Below are 24,404 nucleotides of genomic sequence, written 5' to 3'. Positions count from 1 at the left end.
CACCGACCTGTCCGTCCACACCCGCGACCACCTCGACGCCGTCGCCGCCGAACTCAACGGCCGCCCACGCAAAACGCTCGGCTGGGAAACCCCAGCCGAGCGCCTGCATAAACTACTCGCGGCCTGATCAAACCGACCACGTGTTGCGACGATCCCTAGAAACCGCCCCCGCGTCCCGGGCCCAGCATGCGGGCTCCGGGGCCCGCTGGACAGACCGCGGACCGGACACGGGCTCGCGGTGCCGGCCCGGGCACGGCGGAAGGGCCCGCCGCCCCTGGAAAACGCCGGGACGACGAGCCCTTCCGACCGGAACCCCCCGGACTTCCGACCGGGAACCCGGGTCAGCCGGCGCCGACGAACACCACGAACAGCAGCCACACCACCGGCGCCGTGGGCAGCAGCGAGTCCAGCCGGTCCATGATGCCCCCATGGCCCGGCAGCAGCGTTCCCATGTCCTTGATGCCGAGGTCGCGCTTGATCATCGACTCGCCGAGGTCGCCCAGCGTCGCGCTGACCGCGACCGCGAGACCGAGGATCAGGCCCTGCCACCAGGTGCCGCCGTCGATCAGCAGCGGCACGCAGAGGGCACCCGCCGCCATGCCGAACGCCACGGCTCCGAACAGGCCCTCGCGGGTCTTCCCGGGGCTGATGCGCGGCGCGAGCTTGTGCTTGCCGAAGCGCCAGCCGATCGCGTAGGCGCCGGTGTCGCTCACGACCGTGAGCAGGAGGAACGTGAAGACCCGCTGCGGGCCGTCCTCCGCGGTCAGCATCATCGCGACGAACGTGGCGAGGAACGGCACGTAGAACGTGGCGAAGAGCCCGGCCGTCACGTCCTTGAGGTAGCCCTCGGGCGGCTCGGTCATCCGCCAGACCAGCAACGCCAGGGCGGTGAAGGCGGTGGCGACCCAGGCGCCCTCGGCCCCCCGTACGTAGCCAGCCACGACCATCGCCGCTCCGCCCACCGCCAGCGGCACGAGGGGCGCCTTGATGCCCTTGCGTTCCTGGAGGCGGGAGGTGAGCTCCCACAGGCCGACGACCACGGCGACGGCGATCACGCCGACGAACACGGCCTTGACGACGAACAGCGCCGCGACGATCACCGCACCGAGCCCGACGCCGACCCCTATGGCAGCACGAAGATCGCGGCCTGCGCGCTTCTTCTGCGGCGGCTGCGGCTCCGACGGCTGGGAGGCCGCAGACGGCGGAGGGGTGGGCATGGGCTCCTGGGGCATCTCGTCGCGGAACGGGGGGCCACTCAGCCGAGCGGCCCCCCGGTCACGGTCATCGCGGTCTGCGGCGTCTCTACCTGCGTCGGGATCGTCCGGCACGGTGGGCATGGGCCGAGTCTGCTGGGCGTCAAGCTCATCGTATGCGGGACCCGCCGGGGCAGCCCCCTGGTCGGGCGGGCCCCAGTAGCCGGCACTCGTCGGGGCCCCCCAGGAAGAGTCGTTCATCAGACCTCGAGCAGCTCGGCTTCCTTGTGCTTGAGCAGCTCGTCCACCTGCGCGACGTACTTCGCGGTGGTGTCGTCGAGCTCCTTCTCCGCACGACGGCCCTCGTCCTCGCCGACCTCGCCGTCCTTGATCAGCTTGTCGATGGCCTCCTTGGCCTTGCGGCGCACGGAACGGATCGAGATCCGGGAGTCCTCGGCCTTGCCCTTGGCGACCTTGATGAACTCGCGGCGGCGCTCCTCGGTGAGCTCCGGGAACACCACCCGGATGATGTTTCCGTCGTTGCTGGGGTTGACGCCGAGGTCGGAGTCGCGGATCGCCTGCTCGATGTTGCGCAGCGCGCTCTTGTCGAACGGGGTCACCACGGCCATGCGCGGCTCCGGCACCGAGAACGAGGCGAGCTGGTTGATCGGCGTCAGCGCACCATAGTAGTCGGCCACGATCTTGTTGAACATCGCCGGGTGCGCACGCCCGGTGCGGATCGCGGCGAAGTCCTCCTTGGCGACCACGACGGCCTTCTCCATCTTCTCCTCGGCCTCGAGGAGGGTCTCTTCGATCACCACTTGCTCCTGCGTGTCTTGGTAGTCCCGGCGAGTACGAGCGGCGGCCCGGTACGCGGCCCGTGGTGCGGGTCCGCGGACCGGTCCGTGTCACGCGTACGAGACCGGCGAAACTTGGCGGCGCGTCCTCCCTGCACGGTGTCCGACCGGCAGGGCTTTGTCCATCCCGGGGCGGTGCCCCCGGGTCAGGCCCGGGTGCCCTGGTCGCTCACGAGCGTGCCGATCTTCTCACCCCGGACGGCCCGCGCGATATTGCCCGCGGCGAGCAGTTCGAAGACGAGGATCGGCAGCGCGTTGTCGCGGCAGAGGGTGATGGCGGTGGCGTCGGCGACCTTGAGGTCGCGGGCGAGTACCTCGCCGTACTCCAGCGCGTCGAACTTCACCGCGTCCGGGTTGGTCTTGGGGTCGGAGTCGTAGACGCCGTCGACACCGTTCTTGCCCATGAGCAGGGCCTCGGCGTCGATCTCCAGGGCACGCTGGGCCGCGGTGGTGTCGGTGGAGAAGTAGGGCATGCCCATACCGGCACCGAAGATCACGACGCGCCCCTTCTCGAGGTGGCGCACCGCCCGCAGCGGGATGTAGGGCTCCGCGACCTGGCCCATGGTGATGGCGGTCTGGACGCGGGAGTCGATCCCCTCCTTCTCCAGGAAGTCCTGGAGGGCGAGGCAGTTCATGACCGTGCCGAGCATGCCCATGTAGTCGGAGCGCGCCCGGTCCATGCCGCGCACCTGGAGCTCGGCTCCGCGGAAGAAGTTGCCACCGCCGATGACCACCGCGATCTGTGCGCCGTCACGGACGACCGCGGCGATCTCCCGCGCGATGGCGTGTACGACGTCGGGGTCGACGCCCAGGCCGGTACCGCCGGAGAACGCTTCCCCGGACAGCTTCAGCATGAAGCGGCCGGCTTTCGTGCCGGTGTGGTCGCTCTTGTCGTCGGCAGCCGGATTGGCGTCCGCGCCCTTGTTCATGGAGATCTCCTCGTGCACATACGAAGAAGGCCATTGCCGGTGGGTGCTGGTGTCCCTGTGGCAATGGCCTCCTCGTCAGATCTGCGGTCGTCCGGCGTTCACGCGGCCGACGACTGCTGGAGAACCCTATCGGGCTCCCGTGTCGATCGCGTACCGGCTCAGATGCCGACCTTGATGCGCGAGAAGCGCTTCAGGGCGACACCGGCCTCGTCCAGGATCTGCTGGACGGACTTCTTGTTGTCCAGCGCGTACGGCTGGCCCAGGAGGGTGGCGTCCTTGAAGAAGCCGTTGAGGCGACCCTCGACGATCTTCGGCAGGGCGGCCTCGGGCTTGCCCTCGGCGCGGGTGGTCTCCTCGGCGACGCGGCGCTCGGACTCGACGACCTCGGCCGGAACGTCCTCGCGGGACAGGTACTTCGGCGCGAAGGCGGCGATGTGCTGGGCGACGCCCTTGGCGACCTCGGCGTTCGCCTTGTCGAGCTCGACGAGGACACCGATCTGCGGGGGCAGGTCGGGCATCGTGCGGTGCATGTACGCGGCCACGTAGGCACCGGAGAACTGGGCGAAGCGGTCCAGGACGATCTTCTCGCCGAGGTTGGCGTTGGCCTCGTCGACGTACGCCTGCACGGTCTTGCCGGGCTCGATCTCGGAGGCGAGCAGGGCCTCGATGTCGGCCGGGCCGGTGGCGGCGACGTGGGCGGCGAGGGCGTTGGCGACGGCCTGGAACTTGTCGCCCTTGGCGACGAAGTCCGTCTCGCACTTCAGCTCGACGATGACACCGGAGGTGTTGTCGTCGGCGATGAGGGAGACGACGGCGCCGTTCTCGGCGGAGCGGCCCTCGCGCTTGGCGACGCCCTTCTGGCCCTTGATGCGCAGGGCCTCGACGGCCTTGTCGACGTTGCCGTCGGCCTCGTCGAGCGCCTTCTTGCAGTCCATCATGCCCGCGCCGGTGAGCTCGCGGAGCTTCTTAACGTCAGCGGCGGTGTAGTTCGCCATGTCTGTGAATCTCTCTGAAGTCGAAGAGCTGAGGTCGAACGATCTACGGGCCGGCGGCGGGGGCTTCATGGGCCCCCGCCGCCGGCTACCGGAACCTGGGTGTCAGGCCTTGTCGGCGTCCGCGGCCGGAGCCTCGGCGGCGTCCTCGGCCGGAGCCTCGGCAGCGTCCTCGGCCGGCTTCTCGGCCTCGGCGGCCGGGGTCTCGTCGGCCTTCTTCTCGCCCTCGAGCAGGTCGCGCTCCCACTCGGCCAGCGGCTCGCCGGCGGCCTTGTCGCCCGGCTTCGAGTCACCGGTCGCGACGCCGGAACGGGCGATGAGGCCCTCGGCGACGGCGTCGGCGATCACGCGGGTGAGCAGGGTGACGGAGCGGATCGCGTCGTCGTTGCCCGGGATCTTGTAGTCGACCTCGTCCGGGTCGCAGTTGGTGTCGAGGATCGCGACGACCGGGATGTGGAGCTTGCGCGCCTCACCGACGGCGATGTGCTCCTTCTTGGTGTCGACGATCCAGACGGCGCTCGGCACCTTCTGCATCTCGCGGATGCCGCCGAGGGTCTTCTCCAGCTTGGCCTTCTCGCGGGAGAGGACCAGGAGCTCCTTCTTGGTGAGACCGGAGGCGGCCACGTCCTCGAAGTCGATCGCCTCGAGCTCCTTCAGACGCTGAAGGCGCTTGTAGACGGTGGAGAAGTTGGTGAGCATGCCGCCGAGCCAGCGCTGGTTGACGTAGGGCATGCCGACGCGGGTCGCCTGCTCGGCGATGGCCTCCTGCGCCTGCTTCTTCGTGCCGACGAACATGATGGAGCCGCCGTGAGCGACGGTCTCCTTGACGAACTCGTAGGCGCGGTCGATGTACGACAGCGACTGGAGCAGGTCGATGATGTAGATGCCGTTGCGCTCGGTGAAGATGAAGCGCTTCATCTTCGGGTTCCAGCGACGGGTCTGGTGACCGAAGTGGACGCCGCTCTCCAGCAGCTCCCGCATCGTGACGACGGCCATGGCCGTATCTCCTTGGGTTTTCTCGGTTGTGTCCTGACGCCCCGACGCGCCGTGCCGCAAGGGACCGAGAGGCGCGGCCACCGACCGAGGATGGGGGTGGTGGCGGGGCGTGCGAAGTCGACCCGGGTGACCCGGATCGCCAGAAGAAGTGTACGGGACCGCCGAGGTGCCGGGTGACGGCGATGTCCACAACGGGCCGGCCGTCCACAGATCCGGACCATGATCAGCGCGGAGGCGGCCGGCTGGGGGACCGTCGGCGTCATGAATCGCGGACGACGAGTCGTGACGACGGCGCTGGCAGCGGTGCTGCTGGTGGCGGTGCCCCCGGTGNCGGCGTCATGAATCGCGGACGACGAGTCGTGACGACGGCGCTGGCAGCGGTGCTGCTGGTGGCGGTGCCCCCGGTGGCGGCCCGGGCGGCGGTCTGGCCGGTGGGCCCGCCCCGCCCCGCGGTGGTACGAGGCTGGGAACCGCCGCCCTCCCCGTACGGGCGGGGCCACCGCGGGGTGGACCTGGCGGCTCTCCCCGGCACCGAGGTGCGCGCCGCCGCGCCGGGGCGGGTGTCCTTCGCGGGACCGGTGGCGGGGCGCGGTGTGCTGTCGATCGAGCTGACGGGGACGGGCCACCCCCCGCTGCGCACGACCTACGAGCCGGTGCGGCCCCTGGTCCCACCGGGTGCCATGGTGGCCGAGGGGCAGGTCGTGGCGGTGGCGGCGGCGGGTTCCTCGCACTGTCCGCGCGGGTGTCTGCACTGGGGGCTGCGGCAGGGCGAGGTGTACCTCGACCCGCTCTCCCTCCTGCCCGCGTCGGCCTTGCGCCAGGGCCCGTCCCGGCTCCTCCCGGTCTTCGGAGTGCCCCTGCCGCCGACGGCCCCTGGGGCGGCCGCACCGGGGCTCGCCGAGGCGTCGGCGGCCTCGTCCGGGGCCGGTGCGGACACGGTCATGGCCCTGGTGCTGACAGCGGCGGCGGTCTTCTCGCACCGTGCGCTTCGCCTTGGGCGCCGGTCTGATCGGCGGGGCGGGGACGTGGGGCACGGCCCGGGAGAGAGGGGGTGGGGGCGGGCCTCAGCCGGGCCGAGGTGGCGCCGACGCTGCGGAGCCGGGCGGAGGCCCGGAGCACGGCGCAGTCGGGCGGAGGCACGTGCGGCTTCCGGGCCGAGGTTCACGGCGGTGCCGCACCGCACCGCACCGCACGGCGCAGGCGCCTCCGGGGTGCCGGTACGGGATCGGGCGGGAGCGCCGTGGAGGTGGGGCCGCGAGTGCCGGTGGCGCGGGGGTGGCCGGCGCGCACCGGTCCGGGGCCGACGGTCGCGAGGCCGGTTCAGGACCCGCCGAGGGCGTGTTTCCGAATTAGCGTCGTCCGCCCGCAGGGCGGGGGCCTCCTGGTGCCAGCGATCGCAAGGCGGAGGGAGGAGAGCGCAGCGGGCTGCGCCGACGACCGACAACGCCGCGGAGGTGCGTACCAGAAGCCCCCCGCCCAGGTGCATTCAAGGGGGGCTTCGAAACACGACCTCGGCGGGCCGGCGACCTCTGGGGAGGCTTTGTCCCCGTGGCGCGTTCGGAACAGTCCGTCGGGCCGTACCGGGCGTCTCACCCGTCGAGTGGGCCGTCCAAGCCCCGGCGGAAAGGGCGGGGCGCGCCCGGGGGCGGGGAGGACGGTCCCGGCGGAGCCGAGTCGGGGGTCCCGCAGGTCCCGGTGGGCTCGGAGGAGCTGGATCGCTCGGGTGATGGGGCGCGCGACAGGCCCGGGCCGGCAGCGCCCGGTGAGCACGGGGCCCGATCCGACCAGACCGCGCGGCGGGGCCGAACACTGACGAGTGCCGGAACCGATCCGAGCCGGGGGGCCGGTGTGGGGCTCAGTCCCCCAGCACCCCGTGGAGTGCCATCGAGACCGCGGCCTCGGCGATGGAGGAGGGGTCCTCGGCGGCGCCCAGCTCGATACGGCGCACCGCCGCGTCCACGACCCCCTGGAGGAGCATGGCCGCGAGGCGGGGCTGCCGGTGTCCCAGGTCCCCGAGCGCCTCCACGATCATGGCGATCAGCCCACCGTGCGCGGCGCGGATCTTCTCCCGGGCGCCGTCGTCCAGTTCGCTCGCCGAGATCGCGACGACCGCCCGGTGGCGCCGGTCGCCGACGAGTTCCAGCTGGCGGCGCACATACGCCTCGACCTTGCCCTCGGGGGTGTCCGAGGCCGCCATGGCGGCCTCGACCTCCGCCGCCCAGACCGGGAAGTCGACAGCACACAGCTCTTCGACCACCGCGGCGCGGGAGCGGAAGTACTCGTACACGGAGGACCTGGCCAGGCCCGTGCGCTCGGCGAGGGCGGGGAAGGTCAGCGACTCCGTCCCGCCTTCGGACAGCAGGGAACGCGCGGCGTCCAGCAGGGCGGCACGCTGCATGGTCCGGTGCTCGGCCACGGAGGCCGCTCGAATCCTTGGCACGGGACCACTTTACGGCGACGGCGGCTCGCACGGGCGGACAGTGACGGTTCGGCACCGCGGCCCTGCCCGCTTCCCCGGGCCGCCCAGGCCCGTCGGGCTCATCGGGCGACGTCGGCCAGCTTCGCCCTGAGCTGCAGCACGGACTTGGTGTGGATCTGGCTGACCCGGCTCTCGGTGACGCCCAGGACATTGCCGATCTCGGCCAGGGTCAGGCCCTCGTAGTAGTAGAGAGTGACGACGGTCTTCTCCCGGTCGGGAAGCGTGTTGATCGCGCGGGCGAGGAGGCGCCGCAGCTCGCGGTCCTCGGCCACCTCGACCGGGTCGTCGGCGGCGGTGTCCTCCAGGGTGTCCATGAGGCTGAGCCGGTCGCCGCCCTCACCCCCGACGTGGAGAAGTTCCTCCAGGGCGACGACGTTCGCCAGCGACAACTGGCTGAAGACGGAGTGAAGGTCCTCGAGCGAGATGCCCATCTCCGCGGCCACCTCGCTCTCGGAGGGGGTGCGCCGCAGTTGCGCCTCCAGCGTGGCGTACGCCCGCTCGACGTTGCGGGCCTTCTGCCGCACCGAGCGCGGGATCCAGTCCAGCGCCCTCAGCTCGTCGATCATGGCGCCCCGAATGCGAGTGATCGCATACGTCTCGAACTTGATCGAGCGCTCGATGTCGAACTTCTCGATCGCGTCGATGAGTCCGAAGACGCCGGAGGAGACGAAGTCCGCCTGCTCGACGTTGGACGGCAGTCCGACGCTCACCCGGCCCGCGACGTACTTCACCAACGGCGAGTAGTGCAGGATCAGCTGCTCCCGCAACCGGTCGTCGCCGGTGGCCTTGTACGACCGCCACAGCTCTTCGAGCGACGAGGGCGCGGGCGGCCGCACGGAACCACGGGCAGCGGGGGGAACTGCCGCGTGGTCAGACCCGGAGGTGTGCTGGGGCATGCGTTGCCTTTGAGCCGTTCTGCTGTGGGGCGTGTCGGGACGGGTTGTCTTGGCCGGTGGCTGGGCGGTGAACCTGGTGAGCGTAGCGTGACTGGGGGATCGCGGTGCGCGAACGGCGGCGGATCGCGCTTCGGTGGGTGTGTACCGTCGGCCACATCTTCGAACGAGGGCCGGAGCAACGGGCGCCGGGCCTCGTGGTCCCGCTGAAGTGCCGCCGGGGCCATCGGGCTCACCCTTTCACCCGAATGCCCCGGATCAAGCACCGCCTCGCCGTGCGTTCGAGCCCGTTGTCGCGGCTGCGGCCAACTGCCAGCGGTCCCCGCGGCGTTCGACGAAGCCCAGGGAGTGCAGCTCGTACAGCCTCGCGAGGGCGTCGTCGGGCGTGGTGCCGGCCCGCTCGGCGACGTTCCGGCCGTGGAGGGCGCTGTTGGCCGGGAGGGCCTCCAGGACCCGTGCACAGCCCGGGCCGAGCAGATCCCGCGGGAGGACCGGGCCGCGCCGCGCAGGGGCGAGATCGCCGATGTCGCCGACCAGTTCGACCACTTCGTCGGCGTCGGTGACCAGCACCGCCCCGGTGCGCAGCAGTTCGTGCACCCCCGCGGAGAGCCCGCTCGTCACCGGGCCGGGAACGCCCATGGTGAACCGGCCGAGGCGCTCCGCGGCACGTGCCGTGGCGAGTGAACCGCTCCGGTACTCGGCCTCCACGACGACCGTGCCCCGGGACAGGGCCGCGATGACCCGGTTCCGCAGCACGAACCTGCTGCGGGTGGGATGGGCTCCTGGCGGCAACTCCGCCACCACCAGGCCCTGTTCGACCACGCGGCGGAGCAACTCCGCATGGCCGCTGGGATAGACGGCGTCCACCCCGCAGGCCAGTACCGCGACCGTCGCGCCCTCCGCGGACAGTGCGCCTCGGTGGGCTGCGGCGTCGACCCCGTACGCGGCGCCGGAGACGACGACCCAGCCGCGCTCGGCGAGACCCGAGGCGACACTCCCCGAGACGTGGGCCCCGTACGGGGTGCACGCTCTCGCACCCACCACGGCCACCGAGCGCAGGGCCCACATCCGCAGATCGGGGCGGCCCCGCACCCAGAGCCCGACCGGCCTTGCGTCTCCGAGGTCGTCCAGCTGCCCCGGCCACTCCGGATCCCCCGGACACAGGAAGCGCCCGCCCAGTTCGGCCACCCGATCGAGGTCGCGCTCCGGACGTACCGCCGCGGCCCGCATCCGGTAGCCCCCGATCCGCCTCTTCCCCGCACCGGGGAGGGCGCCCTCGCCCAGGGTGGGCGCCGTGAGGCGGGCCAGGAGCTCCACCGGGCCGTGCCGGCGCAGCCATCTCCCCGCGTGTTCATCACCCGGTTCGACGACCCTCGTCAACGCGGCACGCGCCCTGCGCTCCTCCTCGCCGACACCGGCGGTCACGACCTGGCTCCCCTCACCGCGCCCGGGCACCGGTCCGGCCCGTGCCCACGCACGGGGCTCATCGCTCGGCTCCGATCCCCGCCGGGACACCCCGCGCGATGCCCGTGCGCAGTTGGAGCGCCAGGTCCACATCGCTGGAGCCGGGCCGGTCACGGCCCGCGAGATCGGCGATCGTCCACGCGACCCGGAGCACACGGTCCATGCCCCGTGCGGTGAGCAGTCCCCGCTCCATGTCCCGCTCGGCCGCGGCGAGCGCGCCGGGAGCGGTGTGCCAGCGGGTACGCAGCTCATGCCCGGGAACCTCGCTGTTCGCGCGCCACGGGGTGCCGTCCAGCCGGGCGGACGCTCTGTCCCGTGCCTCCCCGACCCGGGCCGCGACGGCCGCGGACGGCTCACCCCGGCCGCCCCCGCCCAGCAGGTCGGCCCGGTTGACCGGCTCCACCTCGACCCGCAGATCGACCCGGTCGAGCAGGGGTCCCGAGAGCCGCGCCTGGTACCGCCGGATCAGCGAGGCGGGGCAGTCGCATCCTGCACCGTGCAGGGTGTGGCGGCCGCACGGGCAGGGGTTGGCCGCCAGGACCATGAGGAACCGGGCGGGCAACCGGACCACCCCCGCGCTCCGCGCGACGATCACATGACCCGATTCAAGGGGCTGGCGAAGGGCGTCGAGCGCCTTGCCGGAGAACTCCGGGGCCTCGTCCAGGAACAGGACGCCCCGGTGCGCCAGGGACACGGCGCCGGGTCTCGGCATGCCCTGACCACCACCCACGAGGGACTGCATCGTCGCCGAGTGGTGCGGAGCGCAGTAGGGCGGCGTGCGCACCAGCGGCTCGCCTGGCGGGAGGATGCCCGCGACCGAATGGACGGCGGTGACCTCGAGGGACTCCCTGCGGGTGAGCGGCGGGAGGACGGACGCGAGACGCTCCGCCAGCATCGTCTTCCCCGCGCCCGGAGGGCCTTGGAGCAGCAGGTGGTGCCCCCCGGCCGCGGCGACCTCGACGGCGGTTCGCGCACCGTGCTGCCCGGCCACGTCCGCCAGGTCCGGAAGGGAGCCCTCGCCCTGCCCCGGACCGGCGGCGAGCCCCGTGCCCGCCCCGGCACCGGGGACCGTGAGTCCGGCGAGCATGGCGTCGGGCCGGCCGTCACCGTCGGGCTCCTCTTCCGGCACCGGCTCGTCGTTCAGCACCGCGATGAGCTGACGCAGACTGCGCACCCCGAGGACCGAGACGCCCGGGACGAGCGAGGCCTCTCCCGCGGTCCGCTCGGGTACGACGACCTGCCGGTACCCTGCCTCCGCCGCGGCGAGCACCGCGGGCAGGACGCCCCGCACGGGCCTCACCCTCCCGTCGAGACCCAGCTCGCCGAGGAGTACGAGATCCGCGATGGCCCTGGGATCGACGCGCTCGGCGGCGCCGAGGACGGCGCAGGCGACGGCGAGATCGAAGCTTAGTGAAAGACAGGTCTAACGCAACAGCAGCTCAGAGGGTTGCCAGGGGGTCAGGAGGGCTCGTCGAGGTCAGCGTCACCAGTCCCCCGCGTGATCCAGATTTCATTGCGGACCATCTTGGTGAGGATCCACGTCATCTCGGCCTCAAGACGCGGACTGGCGTGCCCCTCGCAGATGAGCCAGACATGCCCCGACGGCCGTTCGATCGATAGGAGCAGGCTGCCGGCAGGAAAGGTGTCGGCGGGCGCGAGTTGCCAGCCAGCTTGGAGGATGCGGCGGGGGTGGACGCGATTCTCGGGCGTGTCGGGCAGTCGGTACCACTGCCCCGTCGCCATCCTGGATGCCTGCTGGGCGGTGAAGTCGTCGAGGATCTGCTGGCTGGCGTGTCCTGGTTCGATGATGACGTGGATGCCGCCGTCAGGGCCTGGCCGGATGTCGGCGATGCGGCCGGTGGGCAGTTCGCCTGGCTCGGCGAACCTGAAGAGAACGTCGATGACCTTGTACATGGTGCTCCTCCCCGCCCCGACGCGTCACAATCCGCATGCCAGTTCGAACCGACATGCGGCCGGAGCCGTTGCTTCCGCCCCCCAGGCGGAGAACCATCATGCACGGGGTCTTCGCACTTTCAACAGGCCAAAACCGAAAGTTACGAGCCGTCAGCTTTCGGTCGAAGTTCAGCCCCGCTGGAACCGCTCCACCAGCTCCATCACCTTGCGCTGGTCTTCGGGCGACAGGTCCTCGAAGCCGGGAACCGTCGCCCGAACTTTTCGATCACGGCTGTACACCGAATCCATGCCGAAGAACTGCGCAGCGGCAGCGTCCTGGACGGTATGCAATGGAACCTCCAGGCCAGCGGCCATACCGCGGAGCTGGCCTACATCCGGGGCCTGGACGGGGAGGCGGGTGGCGATGCGGTGCAGCCAGCTCGACTTGACGGCCTTCTCCCCGCTTGTGGGGTCGACGCAGCGATCCGCCAGCTTCTCGTAGCTGAGGCGGAGTTCCCCTTTTCGCTTTAGTACGAGGTCTCCGAGCTGGTGTCGTGCGCCGGGCGTGGAGGCGCCCTGCTCAGTCGCCATGAGGGCCATCCTCACTCCGTGTGTGTCATGGGCCGTGGGGTGTCCATGTGGCCAGGGTGACACGAGGTTGATCCACCCTGGTAACGCGAGTCTGCCATCCCGCGCGCTGGACAGAGTGTCCATGTAGCGCAATGGCGGCCGCTAGGGCGCGCGGCAGCTTTGGCCAAATTCCCACACTCCATCCAAGCATCTGGACGATACGTCCAAGCTATGCAATGCTCATTGCATCCAAGTGATGCAATGGATCGTTGCACGAGGTGGACATGAATCACCCTGTCCCGCTATACCGCCTGGTCAGCGCCGACCTTCTCCGAACCCTGATGCGCCGCACTGGCACCGGTGCACCCGTCAGCGTGCGAGAGCTCGCGGCTTTGGCCGGAATCCCACACGGCACCGTCGGCAACTTGCTCACCCGTGAGCAGGAGGCGGTTTCCGCCAACACAGCACACCGGATCTCGGCAGCAATCGGTGTCGATGTCCTCATCTTGTGGCTGCCGGCAGAACGCGCTGCCGCGCACCTCGACCGCCCCACACCGGTAGTCGCCCTGTGAACGCCGCAGAGCCGTTCAGCCGGTCGGCGGCAGAACGCCGCCTAGGGCCCCAGGCACTCGCTGCGCTGCGCCGCCTGGTTGACGCTGCCCCACCGCTCCGGCCCGAGCAGCGCGCACAGCTTCGAGCGGTATTCGACTCGGCCCGCGCCCAGCCCACGTCCGGGCATCAGGCGCGGCCAGCCGCCTGACTCCAAACGCAATCGGGGCCGCCCGGACGGCCAGGTCCGAGGGCCCCTGACGGATCACCTCACCAATCGAGAAATGAGGCTCCCGTGAGCATCACTGTACCGACGAACATCCCCACCAGGGACCGGCGCACGGTCGCCGTGACCGCCCCGGCCCCGGAACCGGTCCGCGACCCGCTGAGCGACTACATCCACCGCGCCTCCGCGTACGCGGCGCCGCTTGAGTCCGCCCGTGAAACGGCGCGGAAGGCCCTGGCGAAGTACGAGGGCGCGAGCATCCACGACCCGTCGCTGATGATCCAGGCGGCTGTGGCGTTCGGCATGGAGGTCCGCGGCCTGCTGGCGTCGCTGGACGCCGAGGACGGTGCGTCGTGACGAACTCCCCGACCCCTGCTGAGCGTCTGGCGTTGAAGACCGCGAACGCGGCGCTCCTGTCGCGTGACGCCTCGTATGACCTGGTGTCCACGATCGTGTTCGCGCTCGGTTCCGCGCAGCTGCTCCAGTCCCCGGAGACCGCGGAGGAGACGCGCGAGCTCCAGTCCCGCGCTAGCCGCCTGCACATCGCATGGGGCATGGCCCGCACCCGGGCTCGGTCCGTGGGGAGCGCCGCCGACCGGTACGCCGCCCGGGCCCGCGAGTTGCAGGAAGCGCTTCAGGAGTCCGTCGTGGCGACCCTCGCCATGCAAATGGAGCGCGACGAGCTGCGAAAGCAGTTGGAGTCCGCCCGCGTGCACGGCCGTCGGTTGATCCGAGCCGAGCAGCGCACCGCGGAGCTGGAGGCGGTCCTCCGGACGCACCGCGACGACGACCGCGCCGAGATCGACCGTCTCCGAGCCCGCGTTGCCGAGCTGGAGGCCGCTGCCGGTGACGGGGCGACGCGGACGGCCGACGAGGACCCGATTCGGCTGGTGCCGACGGAGGCCGCGAACGCGCTGGACCTGCGTCGTGAGGAGTCGGTGCGGAAGATGCGGGCGCTGCTCGCTGGTCAGCGGCGTGGGTGGGAGGACCCGCACGAGTCGCCGTTGGCTCGTGGCCCGCACCCGGTGCCGCACGACCTCCCGGAGACGGAGGCGCGGTCGTGATTCTCGACCTCCTCTCCTATCTGGCGCTCGCCACGCTCGTGGCCTTCGCCGTGCTCGGCATCGACGACACCGCCCATCACGTCGCCGCGGCGGCGGAGGCGCCGGCCGTGCTGCGGCCCATGACCACCTGTCTCGGCTGTGAGCGTCCGATCCCGGCGGGGACGACGTGGTGCGGCTGGCTGTGCCGGAACGTTGACGACCGCCACGACGACGGAGACGCCGATGAGTGACCACTTCGACGACGAGTACGAGGGCCCGGACGCGGCTGAGCAGGCCGCCGCGGAGGACGGGTTCGGCAGCTACGCGCGGTTCCGTCCGGCGCCGATCACGCACCCGACGATGCGGGCGACGCGGGAGCACCTGGCGGAGCACCCGCTGCCCGGGCAGCGGGACCGGAGGGCGTCATGAGCGACCTGACCACCACCCGCACGGTCGCCCGCGAGCTGCTCCGCACGCTGAACGGCGAGCCGCAGCCCGAGTGGCGCACCTGCTTCAGCACCGACGGCAGCGAGGAGCCCACCGGCATCGCCCCGGTGTGCCCCGACGAGGACCACGACCCGGACGACGACAGCGTCTACTCCTGCTGCCCGCTCCCGGCCATCGAGTGCGACTCGTACCCCATGGCGGCCTATCTGGCGGCGCTGTTGAACGGGGACCGGCAGGAGAAGGACACCCGCGAGGGCGAGTCCACTCCGCGTCACGAGCGCGACCGGTGCATGCACGGCACGTCGTTCAACGTCGAATGCGGCGGCTGCGACGCCCTCGGGCAGCTCGGGGGGACCGTCTGATGCCCGAGCTGATCACCCGCCGAGGCTGGCTCCTCGCCGAGATCCGCACCCGAGCTGGTCTCTGGACGACCCTCCGCGCCGAATCCGTGCTGCGTCACTCGCCGTGGCCGACGTCCGGCCGCAACACCGCCCGCAAGGACCTGAAGGCCCTTGCCTCGCGAGGCGAGCTGACCGTCTGGCACGACCAGACGACCGGCCGCCGCGCGTACACCCCGAACACCGGAAAGGCGGCAGCGTGATGGCCCGACGCGCACGACGGCCGATGGCCAACCACCAGCAGATCGCCGCCAACCTCCGGGCCAACCCCGGCCAGTGGAGCGACGTCCACACCTACCGCACCCGGTACACGGCCGTGGGCATCGCCCGCTGCATCCGCACCGGCGGCCGGGAGGTCGCGGGCTACAAGCCGGCGGGGGCCTTCGAGTCGGAGATCCGGAACGTAGACGAGGGCACCCTCGTCCGCGCCCGATACGTGGGCGGTGAGGCCCGATGACGACGACCGTGCAGGCCGGGGCCACTGCCCCGGCCGCCGGCTCCATCACGGAGCCCGGCATCTACCAGATGACCAACGAGGAGTACCACGCCGACCGCGGCTCCCTCTCCTCCAGCGGCGCCCGCAAGCTGCTGCTCCCTTCCTGCCCGGCGCTGTTCCGGTACGAGCAGGACCACCCGCAGCCGCCGAAAAAGGTGTTCGACCTTGGCAACGCCGCGCACAAGCTCGTGCTCGGCAACGGGCCCGACCTCGTGCAGATCGACGCGGAGGAGTGGCGGACGAACGCCGTAAAGGCCGACGTCGCCGCCGTCCGCGCCGCCGGAAACATCCCGCTCAAGCCCAGCGAGTACGAGCAGGTCCACGCCATGGCCGACGCGTTGCGCCGGCACCCGGTGGCCTCGCTGCTGTTCGACCCCGAGCGTGGCACCCCGGAACAGTCGCTCTTCTGGCGCGACGACCGCACGGGCGTCATGCGACGGGCCCGCCTGGACTGGCTACCCGAGCCCCGGGCGGGTCGCCTGATCATCCCCGACTACAAGACGTGCCGCTCCGCGAACCCCGAGCAGCTCGCGAAGGCCGTGGATGACTTCGGCTACCACCAGCAAGACGACTGGTACCGGTCCGGCGCGAAGGCTCTCGGACTCGCTGACGAGCACGCCGCGTTCGTCTTCGTCTGCCAGGAGAAGACCGCGCCGTACGTCGTGACCGTCGTGGAGATGGACGCCACCGCCCGACGTATCGGCGCCGCCCGCAACCGTCGCGCGCTGGAGCTCTTCGCCGAGTGCACCGCCTCCGGCTACTGGCCCGGCTACAGCGACGAAATCGCCTACCTCTCCCTGCCCGCGTGGGCCGAGATCCGCGACACCCAGGAGTACCTGTGAACTACCCCGCCGAGCAGCAGTACGCCCCCGTCCCCGCGCCGGCCCCGTCGTTCATCGGGCAGGGCACGGCGGTTGAGCAGTCCCGTGCCGTCGCGGAAGTGCAGGCCGCCGTCATCGTGGCCCGCCAGTTCCCCCGGAACGAGGCGCTGGCCATCCAGAAGATGCGCACCGGCTTCTCCCAGCACACCCTCGCCGTCCGGTCCTTCTTCCGGTTCCCCCGCGCTGGAAGCACCGTGTCCGGCGAGACGATTCAGTTCGCCAAGGAACTGGCCCGCTGCTGGACGAACATCCACTACGGCGTGCACGAGCTGCGCCGCGACGACGCCAACGGCGAGTCCGAGATGCAGGCGTGGGCCTGGGACCTCGAAACCAACGAGCGCGCTTCCACCACCTTCATCGTTCCGCACTCGCGGTGGTCCAAGGACTACGGCAGCAGCCGGCTTGAGGACCCGCGGGACGTCTACGAGAACAACAGCAACAACGGCGCCCGCAGGCTCAGGGAGATGATCTTCTCCGTCCTCCCGGACTGGTTCCGTGAGCAGGCAAAGACGATCGCCACGAACACGCTGGAGAAGGGGCAGGGAGACAAGCCGCTCGCCCAGCGCGTCGCCGACTGCATCGCCCACTTCGAGGGACTCGGCGTCACTGTCGAGCAGCTGGAGGAGAACCGATCGGGACGCGCGTCCGGGAAGTGGACGAACCTCGACCTCGGACAGCTCCAGATCATCTCGGAGTCCATCCGCCGCGGTGAGGTAACGATCGAGGAGGAGTTCCCGCAGCAGCGGGTGACCGTCGGGGAGATCCGGCAGCAGGCCGGCGAGCGGCCCCAGCAGCAGCCGCCCAGCAAGGCGGGCGAGAGCGGCACCGCGGAGTGGCCGGAGGCCGCACAGCCCGGATCGGGGGCCCGCTCGTGAGCTGGCACACCGGACGCCTCGCCGGGTTCGACCTGGAGACCACCGGAGTCGACGTCGAAGAGGACCGCATCGTCACCGCCTGCGTGGTCCAGTGCGGCGGCGGCCAGCCCACCCAGTCCGCGACGTGGCTCGCGGACCCGGGCATCGACATCCCCGAGCAGGCCGCGGCCGTGCACGGCATCACCACCGAGCAGGCCCGCGCCGAGGGCCGGCCCGCGCCGGAGGTCATCGAGCAGGTGACCGCGATGCTCGTGGACACCGTGGAAGCCGGCATCCCGGTCGTCATCATGAACGCCTCCTACGACCTGACCCTGTTGGACCGCGAGGCCCGCCGGCACGGCGTCCTGCCGCTCACCGACATGGTGAACGAGGGCCTGATCGTGCTGGACCCGCGCGTCATCGACAAGCAGATCAGCCGCCGCAAGGGCGGCCGGACGCTCGCCGACCTGTGCCGGCACTACGAAGTGCGCTTGGACGGTGCGCACTCCTCGGACGCCGACGCGATCGCCGCGTGCCGGGTGGTGTGGCGGATCGCCGACACCACGGCCCGGATCCGGGAGACGCCGCTCGCCCAGCTGCACGCGCAGCAGATCGAGTGGGCCGCCGCTCAGGGCCGGTCGCTCGCCGCGTACTTCCGCCGGACGCCCGGCAAGGAAGCGTGGGCCGACGGCGTCCGCGAGGAGTGGCCCCTCGTACCGCACCAGCGAGAGGACGCGTCATGACGCAGCTCGCCCTCGACACCCCCGCGCCCGGGCTGACCGCCCGCCCGGCCGCGGGGGGCACCACCCGCCCCCTCGTCATCGGCCTGGACCTGTCGCTCACGTCCACCGGAGTCGCGGGCGAGGGCTGGACCGACCGGATCCGCACCAAGCTGCGCGGAGACGAGCGGCTCCGCCACCTGACCGGCCAAATCGCCTCCTTCGTGAAGGCGGCCGATCTGGTCGTGATGGAAGGCCCGTCGTACGGTCACGCCGCGCTCGCCGGCCACGAGGACCTCGCCGGGCTCCGCGTCCTGGTCCGCCAGTTCTGCTACCGGCAGTCCATCCCGTACGCCGTGATCCCGCCGTCCACGCTGAAGCTGTACGCGTCCGGCCGCGGCAACGCCACGAAGGGCGAAGTGCGGTCCGCGGTCGCCGACCGGTACGGCGTCCACACCGAGGGCGCCGCCCGCTACGACGAGGCTGACGCGTACGTGGCGATGGCCGCCGGGATGGCGTGGCTCGGGTATCCGCTCGCCGCGGTGCCGGAGCGGAGCGCGAAGGCCCTCGCCGGGTGCGCGTGGCCGACGATGCCCGTGGCGGTGGCCCGATGACCGGCCGCGCCCCCGACACCCTCGAACGCCCCGGCGCCTGGCGCCAGAACGCGGCCTGCCGCGAGGCCGGCACCGACCCGGAAGTGTTCTTCGTCGACACCGTCAACCGGCGCACGGTCGAAACCGCCAAGGCCATCTGCCGCCGGTGCCCCGTCGCCGCCCGCTGCCTCATCGATGCCATGAACGCCGAGCGCGCCAGCGCCCGGTGGGGCATCTTCGGCGGCGCCACCCACGGCCAGCGGCGCCGGATCTCCGAACGTATGGACCGCACCGGCCAGAGCCTTCCTGACGCCGCCACGGCGTTCGTCGAGCGCCTCCACCGTGAGGACGACCCCCTCGGCGAGGCGTACGCCATGCGCACCGAGGAACTCGACGACGGACACGTCCGCTGGACCGTCGTCACCAGCGTGCTGACCATCGCCGGGCACGTGTACACCCCGGCACGGCTCGCGTTCATCCTCGCCCACGGGCGGAAACCGGACGGCATGGTCCGCACCACGTGCGGCATGCCCGGCTGTGTGGCCTTCGACCACCTCGCCGACACCGGCATGCGCAAGGCAGCCAGACAGGCAACCGCCGTATGACCGCCCGCCGCGGCCGACGCCGAGCCCCACCCCCGCCGCCGCCTACCGGGCTCCTCGACTGGCGCGACTCCTCCCACTGGTCCCAGCACGAGAAGCCGTGCCGGTACTGCGGATTCCCCACCCACCTCCGCGACTCCAAACGCAGCCCCGCGCACAAGGTCTGCGCCGAAAAGGCCCTTGCCGTCCAGGCGGCCGAAGCAGCCGACGCCTACCAGCAGAGCGGACGACTCCATGACTAACCCACCAGCCGTCTCGATCGAACTCCGCGACCTCACCGCCGCCGCCGACCTCATCGAAGCCCTCCGCGGCACCCCACCCACCACCGAGACCGCCGCCCGCCGACGCGCTCGGCTCGCCGACCGCCTCGACCGAGCCCTGTTCGCCCACCTCATCACACCCACGAAGGAGCCCACGTAATGCCCAGACTTGCACCCCACCAGGCCCCAGAGGTCAAGCTCGACTCCGCGGCCGCCGCCGTCGAAGCCTCCCTCACACGCGACCAGCGCCGCGGCCTGTTCGAGAAGCCCGGCACCACCGTCGTCGCGATCGTCGAGCTCACCTCCAAGACCTACACCGGCCACGCCGAAGGCGAGGACAAGGACCCCCAGGTCAAAGTCCGCGTCACCGGCTGCGAAGTCGCCCGCACCGACGACGAGGCCGCCGCGCTGCTGGAGGCCAAACGCGCCATGTGGAGGGCACGGAAGGTCGACGGAACCCTCGACGAGGTCGGCCCCGGCCCCCGCGACGGCGGAGGCGTCCTCGACGACGCGTTCGCCGCCTACCCGACGGAGGCGGAGTACGAGGCGCGCGAGCGCGCGAAGGAAGAACGGCGCCGCGCCGAGTTCGTGCGCTGACCCCTCCCCGCAGCACCGTCCGGGGCGGCCGGCCTTGAGCCCCGCCCCGGACGACGACCCCGCACCAGCACGGACGCGACGGAGACACACCCTTGAGCACTGACGAGCAGGCCACCCGCGCCAGCGGAAGCGTGCCGCACGCGTACGGCAACGCCCTCGCCTGGCGCTGGTCACGCGAGATGCCCACGGCCCTGCGCCGCGGGTTCCTCACCCTGCTCTACGCCCTGCGCGCCATGGCCAACGCCAACGGAGAACTCCGCTTCCCCGACAAGCCCATCCGTATCCAGGACATCGCCAAGGCCGCCGCAGTCCGGGAGAAGGACGCGCGTCGGTACCTAGACGCTGCAATCGCGGCCGGGGTCGTCGCGGTGAAGGGCGAGCGACGCCGCGGCAAGCCGACGCTCTACACGCTCATGGTCACGCCCATGCCGGACTGGGGAGCCGCGGAGAAGGTCCTCAGTGACACCCGTCGGCAGCCAGGGAGAGGGGCCGCGCCATGGCAGCCGGCCGAAGAGAGTTCGGGCCACCGCGGCCCGAACCAGATCAGGCCACCGCGGCCCAAACTTCCAGTGGAAGACGGGGAGGAAGTTCGGGCCACCGCGGCCCGTATGGGTTCGGGCCACCGCGGCCCCAATGGTTCGGGCCACCGCGGCCCGAACAACCCAGGTACTACCCATGAGTCTTCCCATGACGGAGCCGGGGTGGTCTTCAAACCTCAGGTAGTGGGGGCCGCGGCAGTCCAAGAGATCGACTCCGCCCAAGAACAAGACCACCACGACAGCGCCGACCCGCCGCGTGACTTCACCCGCTGCGCCCGCTGCCACGAACGCATGGTCCCCCGACCCGGCCGCACCACCCACGCCCACTGCACCCCGGAGCCCGAGAGGACCGCGTCATGACCCCATACGAGCGCCTCATGGCCGAACAGATCCCCACCGGCACCTTCGGAGACGCACAACCCGCACGGCGCCCAGAGCAGCCCACAGGACGCCGCTGGACAGCCCTGGAACAACTCGAACACCGCCGCACCCTCCTCGAAGCCCTCAACAGCTGGCACTCCGACCACGACCCACGCCCCCTCCGCGCACTCCCCGACCCGCCAGCCACCGACACAGACGCAGACGCCGCATGACCGCCGCTCATCCGGATCCCGCCCGCCCCGCGCACAAGGAGACCCCGATGCCCGAGACCGCCCCGACACTCCAGCCATGGGCCGCAGGGCGCGACGCGTCCTGGTACAGCCGGCCGAACGTCCGTTCACGCAAGGTCGTCCACATGGCGGGCGACCCGATCCGTGAGGGCACCGCTTCCCGCTGCGGCCGGTCCGTCCTCGACGACAGCCTGACGTGGATCCCCGAGCAAGTGCCTGAACACCTTCGCTGTCATCGCAGCGGCTGCCGTCAGGCGTGGGCCGCGCACCCGCCCAACTTCGCCCCGTGACGTACGGACGGCCCGCCCGAGGCTCAGTCGGGCGGGCCGCACCACCGACCATCCCACACCCACGGAGCAGCCCGTGACGTTCCTCCTCGCCCTCGCATACGTCGCCCTCGTCACCATCACCACCGGCCTCCCCCTCGCCCACTGGGCCGACCAACCCTGGAGAAACCGATGAACGACCTCACCCTCCGCGCCGTCGGCCTCATCTACCCCGGCCTACTCCTCCTCGCCGTCGCCATCCTCGCCGTAATCCTCCTCCGCGACGACCGCCGGCAGCGCCGCCAGGCCGCCCTCATCGCATACCTGCGCGCCGACCGTGACCGGCTCCGCGACGAACTCGACAGGGCGTACCGGCGCCACGACGCCGCGGACGCCCTCCGCTACGCCTTCCCCGCCCTCGACCCGCAGGAGCAGCGCCGTGCCTGAGACCCGGCACACCGTCGACACGGTCACCAGCGACGCACTCGACGCCCTGTACGCCGAGCTGGAGCGCACCGCACGGCTGCACCGCCGGGCACAGGCCCGCGCGCGCCACTGGCAGGGCAAGGCGCAGCGCTACAGGCAGGCGTGGCAGTCCGCACGCCGCGCCCGACGAGTGCTCCCCGCCCGCGCCGTGGAGCGCGCCGAACGAGCCGAGCGCGACGCGGGCATCTACAGCAACCGCCTCACGCAGCTCACCAACGGGTACGCCGAGCAGCTCCACCGCGCCGAGCAGGCAGAGGCCGCCCTCGAACGCGTAGTAGCCGCCGCCCACGACCTACGCCACAAGGACGCCATGCGCATCCTCGCCGCCCTCGATGAGCCCACGGAGACGTGACCATGGCCCGCACCGTGAAACGGAAGATCGGCAACAACCTCGTTCCATGGTTCACAGTGCATCCGCAACAGCAGGACGACCCGGCAGCCTGCCAAGCGCCCTGCTGCCGAGAAGCACGCGGCGTCACCGCCCCCGCAGGGCGCCCGTTCCGAGTCGAGTGCGAGCGCTGCACCCAGCGTGAGTTTCGGGGCTCTCGGGTTGGTCAGATGTGGGTGTCCGCGCCGGACCAAGCAGTTCATGCCGTGATGGAACACGACCGCTACGCGCACCCGCCCGCCTGAACATAAGCGAGGGGCGCGCCCACGATCTCCCCAGGCCAGGCGCGCCCCCAGGTGCGATCACCGTACCGCCCCAGCCACACGGAGCACACGATGACCACCACCGCCACACACCTCCGCACCATCGCCACCCTGTGGACCGACCTCCGCGACGCCCTCGGCGCACCCGCCGTCGTGGGCGGCTTCGGCAAGGGCCTCCGCGGTTACCTCGCCACGCTCGAGGAGTACGACCTCGAGGAAGCTCGAGTCCTCCGCGCGCTCGAGCGTGACCCCGCACAGATCGGGCAACGCCCCATCCCCATGGACCTCGCGATCTACGACACCATGCACACCGTCCGCGCCACCCTCGCCGACTGCGCCGACCACATCGCCGGCCACGTCCAGCGCAACCCGATCCAGCCCCCGCCGCCGCGTCGCGCAGCCGTCGCCCACACCCGCGCCGAGCGTCTCGCATGGTCCGACCACGCCCGACGCGTACAAGCCGCACAGGACGACGCCGCCGACCCGCGACGGTGGCGCCACGGCTCCCGGCCCGACGCCCCGTACACCGCCCTGTGGCTGTACGCCCGCGTAGTCGGCGCCCCGGGCCCGTTCCGCCGGCTCGCCGAGGAGCAGCTCCGCACCATCGCGAGCGTGGCGGCCGGGTCGCTGCGCCGTATGGAGACGGCGCTCGACCTCGCCGACCAGCGCCGCGAGTTGAGCAGCGTCCACCCGTGCCAGTGCGGCGGGACGATCGAGGTCTACGGCGGGGCCGGCGCGCAGCCCGTCGCCCGGTGCAAGGCGTGCGGGGCGCTGTGGACGGAGCGCGGGATCATCGCGTCCCGGACGGCGGTGACCGCGGCGTGATCGATGAGCCCTCGTCGTATGAGGTGACGGCCACCCCGGGATGGCCGCCAGTGGCGATCCCCGGTCGCCCCGGTTGGTGGCGGCACTGCGGACCAAACGGCGAACAGATCGACCTACCCACGCGAGACCCCCAGGAGTAGCAACGCACGGAGCCCCCGGGCCGATGCGGTCCCGGGGGCTCTGTCGTGCGCGGCTACTCGTCGGCGGCCGGCGGCCTGCCCTTCAGGTCTGTACGCCACCCCGGGCGCGTCACCCGCCCGCGGAAGTACGGCGCAGCGAGCCGGTAGTCCACGGCATTCGACCGGCCCACCTTGACGACCGGGGGGAACTCCGGATCTTCCCGAGAGATCTTCGACAGCCGCTGGTGCGAGATCGTCTCCACGATCCCCTCAGCGACGAGTCTCCGCGCGAGCTCGCGGAATGACACCATGTCCGGCCCTCCTTCGGCGTCGGCCATGGGCACCATCCTGTCTGACCTTGTTGCCATACGGCAACAGGGTCGCTACTTTGATCCTGGCAACAACGAAGGCCCCGGCCGGAGTTCGCACCTCCACATGGCCGGGGCCAGGCCCACCCTGAAGCGATCAAAGGAGCAGGCCCGTGCCTGAGCGTACCGACCGACCCGACATGGACGCATTACTCGCGCGCATCCTCACCGAGCCCACCATCGGCGCCCGCATCCTCCTCGCCACCGCCCGCGCCCTGGAGGACGACCAGCCGTTCCTCGTCCTCACGCCCGAGGACCTCGCCGACGCGCTCACCAAGGGAACCGCTGACGCGACCGCGAACCCCGCGCTCCCGGACCTCGTCATCGAAGAGGGCATGCTCCGCGCCTACGCCGTGCTCCCCGAGATCCGCCCGGGCGAGACGGCCGGCGAGTTCGCGCTCCGCCTCCGCGACGCGGCGAGGGGGCTGTGATGGCGCCCGAGCACGACGCCCCCGAGGCGCGCACCGAGGTCACGCAGCCGCAGCCGAACCGGATCCTCGCCGAACCGGCCACGCCGCAGAACTGCGCCGCCGATTACGAGGACGCCGCCGACGTCCGCGCCCGCCTCGCACAGGGCCGCTGACACCACCAGCCGGCCGGGCCCCGAC

37 protein-coding genes and 2 pseudogenes are annotated in these 24,404 nt (G+C 71.5%); 26 read left to right on the top strand and 13 right to left on the bottom strand.

Annotated elements, in window-relative coordinates; translation table 11 throughout:
- Positions 1-127: pseudogene (locus tag QMZ92_RS13435) on the top strand (IS30 family transposase); the annotation flags it as partial.
- A 214-nt stretch (positions 128-341) separates the two neighbouring features.
- On the opposite strand, the gene QMZ92_RS13430 reads toward QMZ92_RS13435, so the two are convergent.
- From QMZ92_RS13430 to rpsB, 5 genes are all read right to left on the bottom strand, one after another.
- On the bottom strand, positions 342-1,454 hold the full coding sequence (locus tag QMZ92_RS13430) for a phosphatidate cytidylyltransferase (RefSeq protein WP_283297595.1): 1,113 nt from the start codon (positions 1,452-1,454) through the stop codon (positions 342-344).
- Positions 1,454-2,011, bottom strand: a complete 558-nt coding sequence (frr, locus tag QMZ92_RS13425; protein WP_026165253.1) for a ribosome recycling factor — start codon at positions 2,009-2,011, stop codon at positions 1,454-1,456. Before frr ends, QMZ92_RS13430 begins: the two co-directional genes overlap by 1 nt.
- Positions 2,012-2,196: 185 nt before the next feature.
- On the bottom strand, positions 2,197-2,979 hold the full coding sequence (gene pyrH, locus QMZ92_RS13420; protein ID WP_138052862.1) for a UMP kinase: 783 nt from the start codon (positions 2,977-2,979) through the stop codon (positions 2,197-2,199).
- Positions 2,980-3,137: 158 nt separating this feature from the next.
- Positions 3,138-3,974 (bottom strand): translation elongation factor Ts, encoded by an 837-nt coding sequence (tsf, locus tag QMZ92_RS13415; protein WP_283297594.1) that lies wholly within the window; start codon positions 3,972-3,974, stop codon positions 3,138-3,140.
- A gap of 102 nt (positions 3,975-4,076) precedes the next feature.
- The gene (gene rpsB / locus QMZ92_RS13410) at positions 4,077-4,967 is read right to left on the bottom strand and encodes a 30S ribosomal protein S2 (RefSeq protein ID WP_283297593.1); all 891 of its coding nucleotides are present in this window, start codon (positions 4,965-4,967) and stop codon (positions 4,077-4,079) included.
- A gap of 182 nt (positions 4,968-5,149) precedes the next feature.
- On the opposite strand from rpsB, the gene QMZ92_RS36015 reads away from it, so the two are divergent.
- Positions 5,150-6,694, top strand: coding sequence for a murein hydrolase activator EnvC family protein (locus QMZ92_RS36015; RefSeq protein WP_349307726.1), 1,545 nt, complete (start codon positions 5,150-5,152; stop codon positions 6,692-6,694).
- A 128-nt stretch (positions 6,695-6,822) separates the two neighbouring features.
- On the opposite strand, the gene QMZ92_RS13400 is transcribed toward QMZ92_RS36015, so the two are convergent.
- From QMZ92_RS13400 to QMZ92_RS13375, 6 genes and pseudogenes are all read right to left on the bottom strand, one after another.
- Positions 6,823-7,383, bottom strand: coding sequence for a TetR/AcrR family transcriptional regulator (locus tag QMZ92_RS13400; RefSeq protein WP_138057389.1), 561 nt, complete (start codon positions 7,381-7,383; stop codon positions 6,823-6,825).
- Positions 7,384-7,505: 122 nt separating this feature from the next.
- Positions 7,506-8,342, bottom strand: a complete 837-nt coding sequence (gene whiG, locus QMZ92_RS13395) for an RNA polymerase sigma factor WhiG (protein WP_138052866.1) — start codon at positions 8,340-8,342, stop codon at positions 7,506-7,508.
- A 255-nt stretch (positions 8,343-8,597) separates the two neighbouring features.
- Positions 8,598-9,764, bottom strand: coding sequence for a DNA-processing protein DprA (dprA, locus tag QMZ92_RS13390; RefSeq protein ID WP_283297592.1), 1,167 nt, complete (start codon positions 9,762-9,764; stop codon positions 8,598-8,600).
- 58 nt (positions 9,765-9,822) lie between these two features.
- Positions 9,823-11,208 (bottom strand): annotated as a pseudogene (locus tag QMZ92_RS13385) (YifB family Mg chelatase-like AAA ATPase); the annotation flags it as partial.
- A gap of 53 nt (positions 11,209-11,261) precedes the next feature.
- Complete coding sequence (locus QMZ92_RS13380; RefSeq protein ID WP_283297591.1) at positions 11,262-11,717, bottom strand: hypothetical protein; 456 nt, start codon at positions 11,715-11,717, stop codon at positions 11,262-11,264.
- 168 nt (positions 11,718-11,885) lie between these two features.
- A complete protein-coding gene (locus QMZ92_RS13375; RefSeq protein WP_283297590.1) occupies positions 11,886-12,287 on the bottom strand; it encodes an XRE family transcriptional regulator in 402 nt (133 codons plus the stop codon).
- A gap of 248 nt (positions 12,288-12,535) precedes the next feature.
- Here QMZ92_RS13375 and QMZ92_RS13370 point away from each other — a divergent pair, with 248 nt between their 5' ends.
- A complete protein-coding gene (locus QMZ92_RS13370) occupies positions 12,536-12,838 on the top strand; it encodes a helix-turn-helix domain-containing protein (RefSeq protein ID WP_283297589.1) in 303 nt (100 codons plus the stop codon).
- Between the two features lie 41 nt (positions 12,839-12,879).
- On the opposite strand, the gene QMZ92_RS13365 is transcribed toward QMZ92_RS13370, so the two are convergent.
- Entirely contained in the window at positions 12,880-13,005 is a 126-nt protein-coding gene (locus tag QMZ92_RS13365) for a hypothetical protein (protein WP_283297588.1), read from the bottom strand.
- A gap of 105 nt (positions 13,006-13,110) precedes the next feature.
- Here QMZ92_RS13365 and QMZ92_RS13360 point away from each other — a divergent pair, with 105 nt between their 5' ends.
- The 21 genes from QMZ92_RS13360 to QMZ92_RS13260 all read left to right on the top strand — a co-directional run bounded on the left by QMZ92_RS13360 (position 13,111) and on the right by QMZ92_RS13260 (position 23,309).
- Entirely contained in the window at positions 13,111-13,398 is a 288-nt protein-coding gene (locus QMZ92_RS13360; protein ID WP_283297587.1) for a hypothetical protein, read from the top strand.
- On the top strand, positions 13,395-14,105 hold the full coding sequence (locus QMZ92_RS13355) for a hypothetical protein (protein WP_283297586.1): 711 nt from the start codon (positions 13,395-13,397) through the stop codon (positions 14,103-14,105). Before QMZ92_RS13360 ends, QMZ92_RS13355 begins: the two co-directional genes overlap by 4 nt.
- The gene (locus QMZ92_RS13350) at positions 14,102-14,335 is read left to right on the top strand and encodes a hypothetical protein (protein ID WP_283297585.1); all 234 of its coding nucleotides are present in this window, start codon (positions 14,102-14,104) and stop codon (positions 14,333-14,335) included. Before QMZ92_RS13355 ends, QMZ92_RS13350 begins: the two co-directional genes overlap by 4 nt.
- Positions 14,328-14,513, top strand: coding sequence for a hypothetical protein (locus QMZ92_RS13345; RefSeq protein WP_283297584.1), 186 nt, complete (start codon positions 14,328-14,330; stop codon positions 14,511-14,513). Before QMZ92_RS13350 ends, QMZ92_RS13345 begins: the two co-directional genes overlap by 8 nt.
- Complete coding sequence (locus QMZ92_RS13340) at positions 14,510-14,893, top strand: hypothetical protein (RefSeq protein ID WP_283297583.1); 384 nt, start codon at positions 14,510-14,512, stop codon at positions 14,891-14,893. The genes QMZ92_RS13345 and QMZ92_RS13340 overlap by 4 nt, the downstream gene beginning before the upstream one ends.
- Positions 14,893-15,132 carry a hypothetical protein gene (locus tag QMZ92_RS13335; RefSeq protein ID WP_283297582.1) on the top strand — a complete coding sequence of 80 codons (240 nt, stop codon included), beginning with the start codon at positions 14,893-14,895 and terminating at the stop codon, positions 15,130-15,132. The genes QMZ92_RS13340 and QMZ92_RS13335 overlap by 1 nt, the downstream gene beginning before the upstream one ends.
- Positions 15,132-15,386, top strand: coding sequence for a hypothetical protein (locus QMZ92_RS13330; protein ID WP_283297581.1), 255 nt, complete (start codon positions 15,132-15,134; stop codon positions 15,384-15,386). The genes QMZ92_RS13335 and QMZ92_RS13330 overlap by 1 nt, the downstream gene beginning before the upstream one ends.
- Complete coding sequence (locus tag QMZ92_RS13325) at positions 15,383-16,267, top strand: PD-(D/E)XK nuclease-like domain-containing protein (RefSeq protein ID WP_283297580.1); 885 nt, start codon at positions 15,383-15,385, stop codon at positions 16,265-16,267. The genes QMZ92_RS13330 and QMZ92_RS13325 overlap by 4 nt, the downstream gene beginning before the upstream one ends.
- Positions 16,264-17,181, top strand: a complete 918-nt coding sequence (locus tag QMZ92_RS13320; protein WP_283297579.1) for a hypothetical protein — start codon at positions 16,264-16,266, stop codon at positions 17,179-17,181. The genes QMZ92_RS13325 and QMZ92_RS13320 overlap by 4 nt, the downstream gene beginning before the upstream one ends.
- Positions 17,178-17,903 (top strand): 3'-5' exonuclease, encoded by a 726-nt coding sequence (locus QMZ92_RS13315; RefSeq protein WP_283297578.1) that lies wholly within the window; start codon positions 17,178-17,180, stop codon positions 17,901-17,903. Before QMZ92_RS13320 ends, QMZ92_RS13315 begins: the two co-directional genes overlap by 4 nt.
- Positions 17,900-18,493, top strand: a complete 594-nt coding sequence (locus tag QMZ92_RS13310; RefSeq protein ID WP_283297577.1) for a RuvC family protein — start codon at positions 17,900-17,902, stop codon at positions 18,491-18,493. Before QMZ92_RS13315 ends, QMZ92_RS13310 begins: the two co-directional genes overlap by 4 nt.
- On the top strand, positions 18,490-19,077 hold the full coding sequence (locus QMZ92_RS13305) for a WhiB family transcriptional regulator (protein ID WP_283297576.1): 588 nt from the start codon (positions 18,490-18,492) through the stop codon (positions 19,075-19,077). Before QMZ92_RS13310 ends, QMZ92_RS13305 begins: the two co-directional genes overlap by 4 nt.
- Positions 19,074-19,316 carry a hypothetical protein gene (locus QMZ92_RS13300; protein ID WP_283297575.1) on the top strand — a complete coding sequence of 81 codons (243 nt, stop codon included), beginning with the start codon at positions 19,074-19,076 and terminating at the stop codon, positions 19,314-19,316. Before QMZ92_RS13305 ends, QMZ92_RS13300 begins: the two co-directional genes overlap by 4 nt.
- Positions 19,309-19,494: a hypothetical protein gene (locus QMZ92_RS13295; protein ID WP_283297574.1), complete on the top strand. Its 186-nt coding sequence runs from the start codon at positions 19,309-19,311 to the stop codon at positions 19,492-19,494. Before QMZ92_RS13300 ends, QMZ92_RS13295 begins: the two co-directional genes overlap by 8 nt.
- Positions 19,494-19,931, top strand: a complete 438-nt coding sequence (locus tag QMZ92_RS13290) for a hypothetical protein (protein ID WP_283297573.1) — start codon at positions 19,494-19,496, stop codon at positions 19,929-19,931. Before QMZ92_RS13295 ends, QMZ92_RS13290 begins: the two co-directional genes overlap by 1 nt.
- Before the next feature lie 92 nt (positions 19,932-20,023).
- Positions 20,024-20,830, top strand: a complete 807-nt coding sequence (locus tag QMZ92_RS13285; RefSeq protein ID WP_283297572.1) for a hypothetical protein — start codon at positions 20,024-20,026, stop codon at positions 20,828-20,830.
- Positions 20,827-21,063 (top strand): hypothetical protein, encoded by a 237-nt coding sequence (locus QMZ92_RS13280; protein WP_283297571.1) that lies wholly within the window; start codon positions 20,827-20,829, stop codon positions 21,061-21,063. The genes QMZ92_RS13285 and QMZ92_RS13280 overlap by 4 nt, the downstream gene beginning before the upstream one ends.
- A gap of 47 nt (positions 21,064-21,110) precedes the next feature.
- On the top strand, positions 21,111-21,371 hold the full coding sequence (locus QMZ92_RS13275; protein WP_283297570.1) for a hypothetical protein: 261 nt from the start codon (positions 21,111-21,113) through the stop codon (positions 21,369-21,371).
- 168 nt (positions 21,372-21,539) lie between these two features.
- Entirely contained in the window at positions 21,540-21,794 is a 255-nt protein-coding gene (locus tag QMZ92_RS13270) for a hypothetical protein (protein WP_283297569.1), read from the top strand.
- Positions 21,787-22,185: a hypothetical protein gene (locus QMZ92_RS13265; protein ID WP_283297568.1), complete on the top strand. Its 399-nt coding sequence runs from the start codon at positions 21,787-21,789 to the stop codon at positions 22,183-22,185. Before QMZ92_RS13270 ends, QMZ92_RS13265 begins: the two co-directional genes overlap by 8 nt.
- A gap of 371 nt (positions 22,186-22,556) precedes the next feature.
- Positions 22,557-23,309 (top strand): hypothetical protein, encoded by a 753-nt coding sequence (locus tag QMZ92_RS13260; RefSeq protein ID WP_283297567.1) that lies wholly within the window; start codon positions 22,557-22,559, stop codon positions 23,307-23,309.
- Between the two features lie 193 nt (positions 23,310-23,502).
- Here QMZ92_RS13260 and QMZ92_RS13255 read toward each other — a convergent pair whose 3' ends face one another.
- Positions 23,503-23,766 (bottom strand): hypothetical protein, encoded by a 264-nt coding sequence (locus QMZ92_RS13255; protein WP_283297566.1) that lies wholly within the window; start codon positions 23,764-23,766, stop codon positions 23,503-23,505.
- Positions 23,767-23,909: 143 nt separating this feature from the next.
- On the opposite strand from QMZ92_RS13255, the gene QMZ92_RS13250 reads away from it, so the two are divergent.
- Both QMZ92_RS13250 and QMZ92_RS13245 read left to right on the top strand, forming a co-directional pair.
- Positions 23,910-24,227 carry an LbetaH domain-containing protein gene (locus tag QMZ92_RS13250; RefSeq protein WP_283297565.1) on the top strand — a complete coding sequence of 106 codons (318 nt, stop codon included), beginning with the start codon at positions 23,910-23,912 and terminating at the stop codon, positions 24,225-24,227.
- Positions 24,227-24,379 (top strand): hypothetical protein, encoded by a 153-nt coding sequence (locus QMZ92_RS13245; RefSeq protein WP_283297564.1) that lies wholly within the window; start codon positions 24,227-24,229, stop codon positions 24,377-24,379. Before QMZ92_RS13250 ends, QMZ92_RS13245 begins: the two co-directional genes overlap by 1 nt.
- Positions 24,380-24,404 lie beyond the last annotated feature (25 nt).

Origin of the sequence: Streptomyces sp. HNM0645, from assembly GCF_030056615.1 — a bacterium.
GTDB classification, from domain to species: domain Bacteria; phylum Actinomycetota; class Actinomycetes; order Streptomycetales; family Streptomycetaceae; genus Streptomyces; species Streptomyces marianii.
This window is presented reverse-complemented; position numbering and strand designations above follow the sequence as displayed.